Here is a 14,620-nt window from a genome sequence, read left to right as displayed (position 1 = left end):
CATGCAGCGCCGCAGGCTCCCCATCGGCATCCAGACCTTCCGCGAAATCCGCGAGGAGGGCTGCTACTACGTCGACAAGACGCCCTACGCCATCCGGCTCATCGAACAAGGCAAGCACTACTTCCTCTCCCGGCCCCGGCGCTTTGGCAAAAGCCTGTTTCTCGACACCTTGGCCGAACTCTTCGCGGGCAGCCGCTCGCTCTTTGAGGGGCTGTATGCCGAAGCCCACTGGGACTGGTCGGTGCGCTATCCGGTCATTCGCCTGAGCTTTGCCCGGGGGTGCCTCGAGAACCGGGAACAGCTCGAGCAGCGCATCCGCTGGCTGCTGCAGTACAACCGGACCCTGCTGGGCCTGACGTGTGACGCGTGTGAGGAGGTGTCGGACTGGTTTACCGCGCTCATCCACGCGGCCAATGAAAAATACGGTCAGCGCGCGGTGGTGCTCATCGACGAGTACGACAAGCCCATCCTGGACAACCTCGGCGACAAGGCGGTGGCCGCCGCGATGCGAGAGGGCTTGCGCAACTTGTACTCGGTCCTCAAAGACCAGGACGCGCACCTGCGCTTCGTGTTCTTAACCGGCGTGTCCAAATTCAGCAAGGTCTCCATCTTCTCGGGCCTGAACAACTTCAACGACATCACGCTCGATGCGCGCTACAGCGCGATATGCGGCTATACGGATGAGGACATCGACACCGTCTTCGCCCCGGAGTTGGAGGGGCTCGACCGCGAGGAAATCCGGCGCTGGTACAACGGCTATGGGTGGCTGGGCGAGCGGGTCTACAACCCGTTTGACGTCTTGCTACTCTTTGACAAACGCAGCTACCGCGCCTGGTGGTTCGAGACAGGAACACCCACTTTCCTCATCGAGCTGCTGGCCAAGCGGCACACCTTCACCCCACAGCTCGACGCCCTGGTGGCGGACGACCAGTTGCTCGGAGCCTTCGATGTCGAGTACATCGCGACCGAAGCCATCCTGTGGCAAACCGGCTATCTGACCATCGTCGATGTGGAAAGCGCCGGCGGTATCACCGAGTACCGGCTGGGCTATCCCAACCGGGAGGTGGAGAGCGCCTTCAACACGGCGCTGCTGCGCGCGTGGGTGCCGCAGGCACCGATGCCGCTGGCCTTGTACAAAAAATTCGCGGCGCTGGATTTTGACGCCCTCAAGACCCACTTCGAGAGCCTCTACGCCTCGATTCCCGCCGACTGGTACCGCAACAACCCGATCACCCAGTACGAAGGCTACTGGGCCAGTGTCTTCTACTCACACATCGCGAGCCTCGGCTTAGACCTCACACCCGAGGACGTCACCAACCAGGGGCGTATCGACCTGACGTTGAAGCTCGACGCCGCCATCGTCGTCATCGAGTTCAAGCGCATCGCGGGCAAAGAACCAACCGGCGAAGCCATCGCCCAACTGAAGGCCCGCGGCTACGCGGACAAATACCGCGCGGACGGTCGGCCCGTCTATCTGCTGGGCGTCGAGTTCAGTGCGGACGTGCGCAATATCGTGGGGTGGGATTGGGTTGCGGTGGGGTGAGGTTGGTTGCTACGCGTCGCCCTGCACCGATGTGTTGCGCGGATTCTCGAGAAAACTCCGGCAACGCGGACTGCGTTGGCAGCGGATGTCGATGAGCCACAGATCTCTATGCGTCTCACGCCTCAACAACGCCAAGCCATCGTCGACGCCTTCGCGGCGACTTTCGGCACCGGTGTCATCATGCTGTTTGGGAGCCGCACCGATGATCGGCAGCGCGGTGGTGACATCGACCTTTATGTCGTGGCGGACGGACCGCGCAGCCCGACGGATATGGCGAGGCAGCGAGTGGCGTTTCTTTCACAACTGAAGCGCCGTATTGGCGAACAAAAAATCGACGTGGTGCTGGCGGCGGAACCGCCGCGGCTCATCGACCGCCTGGCGCGCACGCAGGGGATTGTTCTATGCGAGAGGCATTGATCGCCCATTTGGCCGCCATCCGCCAGATGATGCGCGCAGCCGATCAGGATTATGCGGCTTTGCTGGCGCAACCCATCGACACCGCTTGGTTGCAGTCGTACGACCACCAGCGTATCGTCAACAGCTTTTTGTTCAATTACCTGAAGATTCAGGACAAGATGGGGGCCGAGCTCTTTCGGGCCCTGCTGCGCGAATGGCGCGAGCTCGACGACGACGCCATGCCCATGATCGACGTGCTCAACCGACTGGAGAAACTGGGCATCATTGACAGCGTTCAGACCTGGGATGAGCTGCGCGAGGTGCGCAACGCCATTACCCACGAGTACCCCGATGACGAAGCCTTGCGCCTGGCCAATATCCAGATGGCGCTCGATGGCTATCGGCACATGCAAGCGATCCTACACCGCATCGAGGAGCGGTTGTCAGGCAACGCAACAACCCTCCCGGGCACTGCTCCGTAAGTCCGCTCACATTCGTCGCCACGAGACACCATCGCCCATGCGCTGCTTCATCACCGGCACCGCCGGCTTCATCGGTTTTCACCTCGCGCGCCTGCTGCTGGAGGAGGGCCACACCGTCCACGGCTTTGACGGCCTGACCGACTACTACGACGTGCGGCTCAAACACCGTCGCCACGCCATGCTGCGCGAATACCCGGCCTTCACCGCCACCGAAGCGATGCTCGAAGACGCCGCGGCGCTCAACGCCGCCGCGCAGGCCGCGCAGCCCGATGTGATCATCCACCTCGCCGCCCAGGCCGGCGTGCGCTACAGCCTGCAAAACCCGCGCGCCTACATCGACGCCAACCTCGTGGGCACCTTCAACCTGCTGGAAGTGGCGAAGGTACTCAAACCTCGCCACCTGCTCATGGCCTCCACCAGCAGCGTCTATGGGGCCAACACCGACATGCCCTTTGCCGAGACGCAAAAGGCCGACACGCCGCTCACCCTCTACGCCGCCACCAAGAAGGCCAACGAAGCCATGGCGCACGCCTACGCGCACATCCACGGCGTGCCCACCACCCTGTTTCGGTTCTTCACCGTCTACGGCCCGTGGGGGCGGCCGGACATGGCGCTCTTCAAATTCACCCAAGGCATCCTGGAGGGCCGTCCCATCGAGATCTACAACCACGGCGACATGTACCGGGACTTCACTTATGTGGACGACCTCGTGCGCGCCATTAGGCTGCTCATCGACGCCGTGCCCCCGGCCCCCGAGGAGCGCACGCCCGAGCGCGGCTGGCAACCGATCGAGGGCGACACTTTGAGCCCCGCCGCGCCGTGGCGCGTCGTCAACATCGGTAACAGCCAACCGGTGCGGCTGCTCGACTTCGTCGAAGCCATTGAAGCCGCTCTGGGCAAACCCGCCATCCGCGAGTATCTGCCGATGCAAACCGGCGACGTCCCTGTCACCTGGGCCGACTGCTCGCTCCTTAAGCGCCTCACCGGCTACCAGCCCCAGACGCCGGTGCACGAGGGGGTCAGGGCGTTTGTGGGGTGGTATCAACGATACCATGGTGGTGAGATAGCCCCCTGAATCTCCGGACCCGTCCTATCGCTTATCTTTGAAGATAGGAGTAGGACTGTGAGTACGACCAGGCATACGGACACTGTTGAAGTCATCTTGAAAGACCAGCGCCGCAGGCGCTGGTCCCCTGCGGAGAAAGCCGCGCTGGTGCGGCGCACCTACGAGCCGGGCATGAGTGTGTCGCTGGTGGCGCGCCAGGAAGGTGTGGCTGCCAGCTTGCTGTTCCAGTGGAGAAAGCTCGATCGCCAAGGCGCCCTGACGGCCGTCAGGGCCGGGGAAGCAGTGGTTCCGGCCTCGGAACTGGCGGCTGCCCGAGCCGAGATCGCCAAGCTGCAGCGGGTGCTGGGCAAGAAGACCCTGGAGAACGAAATCCTCAAGGAGGCCGTGGAGTACGCCGCCGAAAAAAAGTGGATTGCGCGCTCGCCCTTGTTGCCCGGGGACGACCAATGAAGACGGTCTGCCGGGCGCTGGGCGTGGCGCGCTCGCATGTGCATGAGCGGCACCACCGCCGCGAGGACTGGCGCGATGCTCGCCAGGGGCGCACGCCAGCGGGCGATGCGCAGCTGCTGGCTGAGATCCGGGAGCAGATCGCCGATCTGCCCAGCTACGGGTATCGACGCGCCTGTGCCCTGGTCAACCGTCAGCGCAGCGCACAGGGCGGCACACGGGTCAACCCCAAACGGGTCTACCGCGTGATGGCCCAGGCCGGGCTGTTGCTGCCCAAGGCAGCCCGACGGCGCCATGGCAGCCGCAAGCACGAGGGTCGCGTTGCCGTGGGGCGCAGCGATATGCGCTGGTGCTCCGATGGGCTGCAGATCAAGTGCGACTCGGGGCAGACGGTGAGCGCCACGTTCACCAAAGATTGCTGCGACCGCGAAGTGATCGCCTGGCGGGCATGGGAGGGCAAAGGGCTGCCCGGTGAGCCGGTGCGCGAGATGTTGATCGAGGCGGTGGAAAAACGCTTTGGCTCGGTGGAGGCGCTGCCCCCTGATCACAGGCTGGAATTCCTCAGCGACAACGGCAGCGCCTACATCGCAGCCCAGACCCGAGCAGTGGCGCGTTCACTGGGCCTCAAGCCGATCAACACGCCGGTGTGCAGTCCGCAGAGCAACGGCATGGCCGAGAGCTTCGTCAACACGTTCAAGCGCGACTACGTGGCCCGCATGGACCTGAGCGATGCGGCCACCGTGCTGGCTCAGTTGCCAGCGGCATTCGAGCACTTCAACGAGGTGCATCCGCACTCGTCGTTGAAAATGCGTTCACCCAGAGAGTTCCGGCGGCATCAGGCCGCCCAGGCACGCCGCTCAACCATCAAGGACGCGGCGTTACGTTGCGAATAGGACGGGTCCGGGAATACGGGGGCAAGATCAGTGGGAAATAGACGCATCGCATACCGTATACCCAATTCGAAGCAGAACCATGAACCTTCTCGGGCGACGTATTGCTGTCATAGGTCTCGGTTATGTCGGCCTGCCGCTGGCTGTTGAGTTTGGTAAGCGCTACCCCGTTGTCGGCTTTGACATCAAGCCCGAGCGCATTGCCGAACTCCAGGCTGGTCGCGACAGCACCCGCGAGGTCGAGCCAGAGGATTTGGTGGCTGCTGTGCATTTGCGCTACAGCAGTGACCCGGCGGAGTTGCGCGACTGTCGCGTCTTCATCGTCACCGTGCCGACGCCCGTGGATCGCGTTAATCGCCCCGACTTCACCCCGCTCATCAGAGCAAGCGAGACGGTGGGGCGGGCGCTCAAGGCGGGTGACGTGGTGATCTACGAGTCGACCGTTTACCCCGGAGCCACCGAAGAGGTGTGCGTGCCGATCCTCGAGCGGGAAAGCAGACTCGTCTTCAACCGCGATTTCTACTGTGGCTACAGCCCCGAGCGGATCAACCCCGGCGACAAAGCGCATCGGCTCACCACGATCAAAAAAGTTACCAGCGGCTCTACCCCCGAGGTGGCCGACGCTGTCGATGCCCTCTACGCCAGTATCATCACCGCCGGCACCCACAAGGCCAGTTCCATCAAAGTCGCGGAGGCTGCCAAAGTCATCGAAAACACCCAGCGCGACCTCAACATCGCGCTGATGAACGAGCTGGCGATCCTCTTTGGCAAGCTGGGCATCGATACGCTGGAGGTGCTGGAAGCCGCGGGCACCAAGTGGAACTTCCTGCCTTTCCGCCCCGGCCTCGTCGGCGGCCACTGCATCGGGGTCGATCCCTACTACCTCACCCACAAGGCGCAGGAAGTCGGCTACCACCCGGAAGTCATCCTGGCTGGCCGGCGCATTAACGACCGCATGGGGCAATACGTCGCGGAACAGACCCTCAAGCTGATGGTTCGCCGTGGGATCAGTCCCATTGGAGCCAGAGTTTTGGTGATGGGGCTTGCGTTCAAAGAGAATTGTCCCGATCTGCGCAACACCCGCGTGGTTGATATTTTGGCGACGCTGCGCGACTATCGCGTGGAATGCGCCGTCTATGACCCGTGGGTTGATTCGGAAGAGGCCCGGCGGGAATATGCGATTGAGCTCATGAAAGAGCCACCCAAAGGAAGCTTCGATGCGGCGATATTGGCAGTGGCCCACCATCAATTTCAGATGCTGGGCGCAGAAGGTGTCCGAAGTTGGCTCAAGCCGAATGGGGTGATTTACGATGTCAAGGGGGTGTTGCCTGTTAACAGTGTTGATGGGCGGATATGAGCGCTAGGTGGTTCGCGCGCGACTCATGGTGTTGCGGATGGCAAGCATCTTCGCTCCGTAAGGTTGATGTATTTTGCCAATGCCCATGGGATGATAAAAATTCAAAAGCCTCGGATTTCAGTCTTGAGTCTTGACGCCCTGCATTTTTGCTTCCGGGAGCGGGAGTAACGGATGGTCTTTGCCCAAATTTCATTAGGAAAATTTCTAAAAAAGCGTCTGCACGGCTTGCGCAAGACCCCAATTCATCCGCAATGGCTCGTGTTTCTGAACGGGCATATGACGGTAGCAGGGATGTTGCAGAAATTAAGCGGGAGCGTTCTCGATATTGGTTGTGGCGACCGCTGGGTGGAAAGCAAACTGAACCACCGCTGCCATTACCTAGGCCTTGACTATCCTGGCACCGTAGCGTTGGGCTATCAGGGTAAGCCGGATCTTTTCGCGGACGGTCAGCGTCTACCTTTAAAAGATGCCTGCATGGACGCTATTGTCATGTTGGATGTTCTAGAGCATATACCTCAACCTGCAAAAGCGGTTGCAGAGGCGACACGCGTACTCAAGCCCGGTGGCACCCTTATTATCCAGGTACCGTTTCTTTATCCGCTCCATGACGAACCCTTTGATTTTCAGCGTTGGACAGAGCATGGCCTGAACGAACTCATTCAGGCTCACGGATTGACATGCCAGCAAATCGGGTACCATGGGGCCCCGATTGAAACGGCCGCTGCACTGGGTGCTATCGCCTTGGCCAAGGCCGTACTGGATGCTCTGAGAAACAAGCGCCTCAGCCTGTTGCTTGCCCCCTTGCTCATCAGCGCCATACCGCTACTCAATATCGCTGGCTGGTTACTGGCGAGACTCATGCCCAATAGTCGTCTCATGCCTCTTAGTTACATCATCTTGGCGAACAAACCTCTAGAGACCATTGCATAACTGGTGCATCCCTCAATGCTGTGCGTGACCTGGGTGATGTCCAATACGGGTAACGCAACAGCCGCTGCCGCAAGACCATGACCAGCGAGAGCTTCTGCCTGCTGGGCGCACGGCCCCTGATCGAAGACACGCCGACCTACAAGCTGCACCAGCTCATCGACTGGCAAGCCATCGGTGCGCAGCTCAAGGGCCTGTACCGGCGTGAGCTCACCCGCGGCGGCGGCCCCGAGCCGTACGCGCCGCTGGCGATGTTCAAGCTGATGCTGCTGGGCCAGTGGCATGGACTGTCGGATGCGGAACTGGAGCGGGCGCTCAAGGTGCGCATCGACTTCATGGTCTTCTGTGGCTTTGACCCCTCGGCTGGGGAGATGCCTGATGCCAGCACCATCTGTCGCTTTCGCAACCGGCTGGTACAAGCCAAGCTCGATCAGCGGCTGCTTGGGTGTATCAACCGCCAGCTCGAAGCCATCGGCGTCAAAGTCCAGGGCAGCACAGGGGCGATCGTGGACGCCACCATTATCGAGAGCGCGGCACGTCCGCGCGTGACCATCGACGTCAGTGAAGAGGAGCCCCACATGACCACCAGCGCCGATGCGGATGCGCGCTGGGTCAAGAAAGGCAAACAGTCTTACCACGGCTATCGCGGCTACGCCACCACGGACACCGAAGACGGCTATGTGCAGCACGTCGAAGTCCACCCGGCCAACGAGGCCGAAGTCAACAAACTGCCCGCTGTCATCGAAGCCCACATCGCCGCCACCGGCGCCACGCCCGACGGACTCCTGGCAGACAAGGGTTATGCCAGCGCTGCCAACCGACAGTATCTGCGTGAGCGCGGTATCACCGACTTCATCCAGCACAAGGCCACGCGAGGACATCCCCTCGATCCGGTGTTCAAGGCGCTCAACCGCTTGATCGGCGGCTTGCGCTTCAAGGTCGAGCAGAGCTTCGGGACGATGAAGCGGCGCTTCCATCTGGATCGTGCCCGGTACTTCGGGCGGGCGAAGGTGCAGGCGCAAATGTGCTGGGCGGCCATCGGCTTCAACCTGCTCAAGGCCCACCGCAAACTCATGCGACTGCAGGCTCATGGGGGCAGTGCGCCCGCGTGAGGGCAGAAGCGGGTGAAAAGCCCGCCAAAGCCCGCCCGAGGCGGGCGAAAAAGGGAGAAATGGCCCGCAGGCTGCTCAAAAAAGAGGCATCCAAGCGACGGAAACGAGAGGAAGCTCTCGCTGAGCGGGGTTGTGCAACGGTCTTTTCAACCTGCTCAAGGCCCACCGCAAACTCATGCGGCTGCAGACACAGGGGGCAAGTGCGCACGCGTGAGGCCAAAGGCGGGCGAAAAGCCCGCCAAAGCCCCGCCCGAGGCGGGCGAAAGAGGGAAAAACGGCCCGCAGGCTGCTCAAAAAAGAGGCAAACGAGCGACGGAAACGAGAGGAAGCTCCCGCTCGGCGGGGTTGTGCAACGGTCTCTGGGAGATATTGTACTTCAAAAGTCGGCCAAATAAATGAAAAATCAATGATTTATGAATAAATCAGGGGCGACTACTGCGGCTACAGCCCCGAGCGGATCAACCCCGGCGACAAAGCGCATCGGCTCACCACGATCAAAAAAGTTACCAGCGGCTCTACCCCCGAGGTGGCCGACGCTGTCGATGCCCTCTACGCCAGTATCATCACCGCCGGCACCCACAAGGCCAGTTCCATCAAAGTCGCGGAGGCTGCCAAAGTCATCGAAAACACCCAGCGCGACCTCAACATCGCGCTGATGAACGAGCTGGCGATCCTCTTTGGCAAGCTGGGCATCGATACGCTGGAGGTGCTGGAAGCCGCGGGCACCAAGTGGAACTTCCTGCCTTTCCGCCCCGGCCTCGTCGGCGGCCACTGCATCGGCGTCGACCCCTACTACCTCACCCACAAGGCGCAGGAAGTTGGCTATCACCCCGAGGTCATCCTGGCCGGACGGCGCATCAACGACCGCTTGAGCGCGTATGTGGCCGGGGACACAATCAAACTCATGATCCGCCGGGGACTCAACCCCGTTGGGGTCAAAATGATCGGCGCCCTATCGTTGGCTGGAACCGCTGGCGTAGAGCTAGCCTAGTACCCGTCGATAGCGCTCCAGGTACCGCGCTAAGAGCACTTGCTCGTCGAAGCACGCGGTGGCGCGCGCCCGCGCCGCCTCGCGCATCGACTGCCAAAGCGCCGGGTCATTCGCCAAGCGCTGCGCTGCCGAGACGAAGGCGTCTACCGCATCCACCGGGCAGAGGAGTCCCGTGACACCATCCTCGACCACTTCAGGCAGGGAGGAGGAGCGCGCGGCAATCACCGGCAGGCCGCAAGCCATCGCTTCGATAACGGTGAGCGGCAGTCCTTCCAGCCGACTGGGAAAGAGCAGCGCGTCGGCTTGCTGATAGCTTTGGCGTAGGCTCTTGGCGTCGAGCCGCCCCAGCGAGTGGCAGTTGCCCGGCAACGCGTAGCGCTTGTGACGGCCCGCTCGGTCGGTGGTGTAATAAAGCTCGAAGCCGGCGCCCAAGGCGGTCATGATAGGGGCGAGCAGATCAACCCCCTTAAGCGCACTCCAATTACCGACATAGAGGAGACGAAAGGGGTGGTAAGGTTGTGTGCGCGCGATCGGGGTAAAAAAATTCGTATCGATCCCGTTCGGGATGACCGAGATTTCTTCGATTCCAAAGGCGGCAGATGCTGCCTTCGCTGTATAGTGGCTGACTGCGACCACGCGTTGAGCGCGTATCAGCGCTGCGCGTTCGATGCCATGGACCCACCATCGATGATAAAGCCGCTGCACAGGGCGTTTGAAGGGGTCGAGCGCCGGGTCATGGACGCACGAATGCAGCGTACACACCACTGGCAGAGCGCGCGGCCAAAAACGCTGCGGCAGCCAGGAGTTGACGTGTGCCACCGTTGCCCACTCCGGCGGTTTTGGCACCGATACGCTCCACGGGGCGTATTCGGCGCGCAGCGGCAACCAGGTGATCTCAGCGCGGATGCCGCGCGCATTCAGCGCAGCGCACAGCCGTTCGGTAAAAATGTCGGCGCCACTACCAGCCCGGATTGCCGGAAACCATACGGCCAGATCGTGTGCCATCGCTCAACTCTGAAGTACGCTTCGAATTTGTTCCCCGAAACGCGTCCAGGCAAATCGTTGGGCGAATTCGCGGCAGCGCGTGGGGTCTGCAGGCTGCGCGAGGAGACGCAGCACGGCAGCCACAAACCCCTCCTGATCTCCAGGTGCCACCAGATGCCCAGAGATGCCATCGGCCACCGCGTCGGTGACCCCTCCCGTCGCGTAGGCGACAGTGGGCAGCCCATGAGCGGCCGCCTCTACTGCGACCATACCAAACCCTTCGGGGTCGTTTGGCAGGTTGCGGACCGGAAACACATGCACGTCGGCGCCGAAGTAGGCGTCGGTGAGCGCTTCTCCAAAAAGGCTACCCAGCCAGCGTACGTGGTTGGCTAAACCGATCGCTTCGGCAACGGCTAGGATACTCTGCGGGGTCTGCGCCTCAGCATAGAGTGCCTGCTTGGGGACATCGCCCACGATGAGCAACAGCGCGTCGGGACGTACCTGCACGATCCGCGGCAGCACCTCGCGCACAAATTCGCGCACCCCCTTGCGCGCGGTGAGCCGTCCGACCGAAAGGAGCACGGGGGCATCCGGCGGCAGCCCCCAACGTTGCCGGAAACGTGCCCTTGCATCGGGGTCGAATGTCGGCACGCTCACACCGGGATGAACGATGGTGATCCGCTCGGGCGGTACACCAACCGATTCCGCCAGTTGGGCGGTTGCGGTGCTGTTGGCAATAATCCGATCGGCACGGCGCAGTGCCGGCAACCACAGGGTGCGATAGATCGAGTGCGGCACGGAGACGTCCAGTCCATGCACATAGACCGCCGCGCGCGCGCCACAACTCCGCGCTGCTCCCAGCGCGAGCGGCGCGGTGAGCCCGCTGCCCGCCAGAATCCATTGCGGACGCAGGCGGCACGCTTCGCGCCCAGCGGCCAAGGAAGCCCCAGACAAAAAGCGCCACAAAGGCGCCAGCGCCACCTCGCGCACTTTTGTACCGGCAGGGGCGTAGCGGCTGGCACCTACAGGGGCCACGACGCTGAGCGCAAATCCCTTGGCCAGCTCGTCGGCGAGGTGGCAGTTGAGCCGTTCCATCCCACCCCAAAGCGGCGGGAAGTTGCGCGTGATCAGAAGGAGCCGACTCACCTCACCCCTCACGTTTATAAAGTAACGCGGTGATCTGCTCCGACACCAACCCAATCAGAAAGACGATCACGCTCGCGCTTATCAACAGTGCACTCATGTTGGTGAATCGCCCCTGCGTGAGATAGGTGTGGACGTACCACCCCATCCCCGCGGCAAAAAAACCGAGCGCCACCGGTCCGAAGAGTTTGAGCGGCGAATAGAGGGTGGCGATTTTGAAAATGATCAGCAGGAAGCGAACGCCGTCGCGCAGGGGGCGGATATGGCTCTTGCCGATCCGCTTATGGGCGGTTATCGGTAAATACGCTATCGGATACCCGCTTCGGAAAAAAGCCATCGTGACCGTGGTGGGGTACGAGAACCCGTTGGGCAGCAAATACAGGAACTCGCGGAATTTTTTCGCATTAACCGCACGAAAACCGGAGGTCAAATCCTCGATACGGTGGCCCGTCATGTAGGTGGCTACGCTGTTGTAGAGCCGGTTGGCGAGCCTTCGACCGATATTCGCTTGGGAGGCGCTCCCACGCGCACCGACGACCATATCGTAGCCCTCGTCGAGCTTGGAAAGGAGCCGCGGGATGTCGGCGGGCTCGTGTTGTCCATCGGCGTCCATGAAGATGAGGACATCGCCGGTGGCTGCGCGGGCACCGCTTTTGATGGCCGCACCGTTCCCGATTCCGTAGGGGTGGCGGATGACATGCGCGCCTGCCGCCTCTGCAACAGCCGCGGTATCGTCGGTCGAGCCATCGTCGACGACGATGACATCAGGAGACGACACGGCGGCGTAAATTCGTGGCAGTAAGGTTTTGAGACCGGCAGATTCATTGCGAGCCGGAAGAATGATCGTTATTCTCGAATTCATGGTACAGCAGAGGTGAGCTTTCCTTGGGCGCGAGCAAAAGCTTCTAATTCTTGAAGCCAATCGTCATAGGAGTTTTCTTTGAGGTCTCTGAACATCTGGAGGATGGCGGGATCATTGATTTTGCCTGCTCGTATGACATCTCGCATATATTCGATGGCTTGTTCCGGGTGTGTTGTGTAGTTATGAATAAAATATGCGATATTCAGATAGTCGCGCGCGGAAAAGGTGGTCCGGGAGGTCATCACCGTGATTGCTTCGGCGACGCGATCCGGATCAAGGCGGATCTGCGTTTGTCCGGTGCTGTTGCTGACAAGACTCCAAATGACTTGTTTCGTTCCGGGCGTTATGGTGACTGTTTTGAGCCGTTCCAGTAAACTCTCCCAGTCTGCAGGAGAAAGCGTGCCTTGTACTGCTTTATATATCACGACATTCGTCTGCGAGATTGCATCGTAACCCAATGCGTGACCAGTGGTGCAGGTGTCGATGGCTTTCTGGAGCATCGGATGATCGGGTTGCCCCATGCTCAACTCGTAATACCGGTTGCACAAGTCAATCCAAGCGCGGGCCGAACCGGGGGCGATGTTGACGTGATACTGCGCAAGCCTCATGCCGTCGCCCCATTGGTGCGCTCGATACACGGTGGCGGTGGCGGCTGTTAAAGTAATTACAGAAAGCGTCCCTCCAAGCGCAACAACACTCGATCGAGAGGATCTCTGGGAGGGTTGAAAAATAGCGCGCAATATGTCCGCGCCGACCAGGCAGAGACCAGCAAGCGGAAGGTGGTTGCGATGTTCGAAAACGAGCTCCAACGGAATGATGTTGGAGGTCAGCGCATGGCCGGCGAAAAACCACAACAGTCCGAGCGCACGCAGGGGGTGCTCATGGCGAACCTGCCAGGCATAATATAGTAACCAGAGAATACCAAGCAACGCCGGTAAAGTCGTGATTGGATCGATGAGGCTGCGCGAGATGGGGTAGTGGTCGTAATAAAAGGTAAGATGATTCGGGTGTGGAAAAATTATTTGCGACAGATATAGCCATAGAACCCGAGTCTGTGTGAGTAGACGCTCAATGGTATTGAAGTCACGGCCTGGGTAAGGGGTGGTGGTGCCAAAGTGAGGCAGCGCGACAGAGAAAAAAAGGAAAATGCTTGCGATTCCCAGTAGCAAATAGGTGTTGCGCCAGATTTTGGTTATTTGTGCGGACGTGGCTTTGAATTTGAGTAGAGTTAGCTCGATGATCGCGGTATAAACGGGGAGTAAAATTGCGTCCTCTTTCGATAAAAAGGCCAGCCCTGCCCATAAAATGGTGAGTAATAGGCTGCGTCGGCCGGAGTGCGCTGACGCTTGCGCGATGCGTGCGCTGAGATACGTGGAGATTGCCAGTAGGGTAAAGAGCGTCGATAGAATCTGCATGCGCTGGACGGCATACAGAACGGTGGATACGTGCAGTGGGTGCAGAGCCCAAAGGGCGGCCAGGCCGACGGCAATCCATCCCGTGGCTTCCTCGCGGTGCCAAACAAGGGTCAAAATTTGGCGCAATACCACCGCAAGGATAACGGCGCAGACCGCGTGCAGCGCGATGTTGGTAGTTTTGAAGACCTCGGGCTCAAGTCCTCCGCGCCAAATATCGAGCATAAAGGTGAGCATCGCAAGGGACCGGGTGCCACCCCCAGGCTGAAAACTGTAGATGGCGTATAGGACAGAGTTGAGGTCGCTTGGTTTGGCCAATAACAGGGCGCTGTTTTTTTGAATATTGGCGTTGTCGTCCAGAATAAAGCCGCCGGGCAGGCCGATCTGGTAAATAAAAAAAGTCGTGACACCTAAAATGAGTAATGCAATAAAGAATGATGGGGGTGCATCGTTTTGCGTTGAGCGTAAAATATTTTGCATGGCTAGAGGCGATGGCGTCGCGCAACGGCACGGCGCGATAAGCGGCTCTTGTGTGTGACGGTGTAAGTGTAAATGATTGCCTGCCGGGCAGCAACTCGTTGTTAGCGAAGGCGGCAGGGCCGCGAAGCGACTTGGCAAACGACTTCGCGGTGGAGGGCGGCGGCGCCGCGGATTGGAGGGGTAAACGTAATCGTCAAGTCGGCGTTGTAGTGCGCTGTGGTGGGATTAGCGGACGGGCCATCAGCGCAGGCAGACCGTTGGTATGGTGGCACGGACCGCTCGGCAGCCAGATCGGCCGCGACTGCTGCCATGTAGGCAGACGCCTCGTACAAACAGGCATCGTTGGCGCTACGTTGCAGATAGCCCTGATATAAAGGAAAAGCGATCATTGCCAGTATCGCAATGATCGCTAAGGCCACTGTGAGTTCAATGAGCGTGAAGCCTTTAAGTTGCGTATCGGTGTAACGCGTTGGCATCGGCGGCTTCACGCAAGGCGCTCATCACCGGAGACGGCAAGCCCCGGTAGCC

13 protein-coding genes and 1 pseudogene are annotated in these 14,620 nt (G+C 60.5%); 9 read left to right on the top strand and 5 right to left on the bottom strand.

Annotated features, from left to right (window positions below):
- Position 1 precedes the first annotated feature (1 nt).
- The 9 genes and pseudogenes from LCC91_RS08885 to LCC91_RS08845 all read left to right on the top strand — a co-directional run.
- Entirely contained in the window at positions 2-1,543 is a 1,542-nt protein-coding gene (locus LCC91_RS08885) for an ATP-binding protein (protein ID WP_224440897.1), read from the top strand.
- Between the two features lie 108 nt (positions 1,544-1,651).
- Positions 1,652-1,960, top strand: coding sequence for a nucleotidyltransferase domain-containing protein (locus tag LCC91_RS08880; protein WP_043698426.1), 309 nt, complete (start codon positions 1,652-1,654; stop codon positions 1,958-1,960).
- Positions 1,945-2,421, top strand: coding sequence for a hypothetical protein (locus LCC91_RS08875; protein WP_052231344.1), 477 nt, complete (start codon positions 1,945-1,947; stop codon positions 2,419-2,421). The genes LCC91_RS08880 and LCC91_RS08875 overlap by 16 nt, the downstream gene beginning before the upstream one ends.
- Before the next feature lie 37 nt (positions 2,422-2,458).
- Entirely contained in the window at positions 2,459-3,496 is a 1,038-nt protein-coding gene (locus LCC91_RS08870) for an NAD-dependent epimerase/dehydratase family protein (RefSeq protein WP_043698423.1), read from the top strand.
- Positions 3,497-3,544: 48 nt separating this feature from the next.
- A protein-coding gene (locus tag LCC91_RS08865; RefSeq protein WP_224440896.1) for an IS3 family transposase occupies positions 3,545-4,827 on the top strand; the annotation gives its coding sequence in 2 pieces (ribosomal slippage) (positions 3,545-3,881 and positions 3,881-4,827; 1,284 coding nt in all).
- A gap of 79 nt (positions 4,828-4,906) precedes the next feature.
- Positions 4,907-6,181 (top strand): Vi polysaccharide biosynthesis UDP-N-acetylglucosamine C-6 dehydrogenase TviB, encoded by a 1,275-nt coding sequence (tviB, locus tag LCC91_RS08860; RefSeq protein ID WP_143898534.1) that lies wholly within the window; start codon positions 4,907-4,909, stop codon positions 6,179-6,181.
- 171 nt (positions 6,182-6,352) lie between these two features.
- Positions 6,353-7,111, top strand: coding sequence for a class I SAM-dependent methyltransferase (locus LCC91_RS08855; protein WP_082007448.1), 759 nt, complete (start codon positions 6,353-6,355; stop codon positions 7,109-7,111).
- Positions 7,112-7,188: 77 nt separating this feature from the next.
- On the top strand, positions 7,189-8,220 hold the full coding sequence (locus tag LCC91_RS08850; protein ID WP_052231381.1) for an IS5 family transposase: 1,032 nt from the start codon (positions 7,189-7,191) through the stop codon (positions 8,218-8,220).
- 433 nt (positions 8,221-8,653) lie between these two features.
- Positions 8,654-9,166: pseudogene (locus LCC91_RS08845) on the top strand (nucleotide sugar dehydrogenase); the annotation flags it as partial.
- A 36-nt stretch (positions 9,167-9,202) separates the two neighbouring features.
- Here the strand turns inward: LCC91_RS08845 and LCC91_RS08840 are convergent.
- The 5 genes from LCC91_RS08840 to LCC91_RS13885 form a co-directional block, all read right to left on the bottom strand.
- A complete protein-coding gene (locus LCC91_RS08840) occupies positions 9,203-10,216 on the bottom strand; it encodes a glycosyltransferase family 4 protein (RefSeq protein ID WP_043702174.1) in 1,014 nt (337 codons plus the stop codon).
- A 3-nt stretch (positions 10,217-10,219) separates the two neighbouring features.
- Entirely contained in the window at positions 10,220-11,290 is a 1,071-nt protein-coding gene (locus tag LCC91_RS08835) for a glycosyltransferase family 4 protein (RefSeq protein ID WP_082007642.1), read from the bottom strand.
- Positions 11,291-11,342: 52 nt separating this feature from the next.
- Positions 11,343-12,200 (bottom strand): glycosyltransferase family 2 protein, encoded by an 858-nt coding sequence (locus LCC91_RS08830; protein WP_043702178.1) that lies wholly within the window; start codon positions 12,198-12,200, stop codon positions 11,343-11,345.
- Positions 12,197-14,092: a hypothetical protein gene (locus LCC91_RS08825; RefSeq protein WP_143898532.1), complete on the bottom strand. Its 1,896-nt coding sequence runs from the start codon at positions 14,090-14,092 to the stop codon at positions 12,197-12,199. Before LCC91_RS08825 ends, LCC91_RS08830 begins: the two co-directional genes overlap by 4 nt.
- A gap of 101 nt (positions 14,093-14,193) precedes the next feature.
- Positions 14,194-14,580 (bottom strand): prepilin-type N-terminal cleavage/methylation domain-containing protein, encoded by a 387-nt coding sequence (locus LCC91_RS13885; RefSeq protein WP_313904205.1) that lies wholly within the window; start codon positions 14,578-14,580, stop codon positions 14,194-14,196.
- Positions 14,581-14,620 lie beyond the last annotated feature (40 nt).

The sequence above is a fragment of the Tepidimonas taiwanensis genome, from assembly GCF_020162115.1.
Lineage (GTDB): Bacteria > Pseudomonadota > Gammaproteobacteria > Burkholderiales > Burkholderiaceae_C > Tepidimonas > Tepidimonas taiwanensis.
Note: the sequence above shows the minus strand (reverse complement) of the source record. Positions and strands in the feature narration are given on the sequence as shown.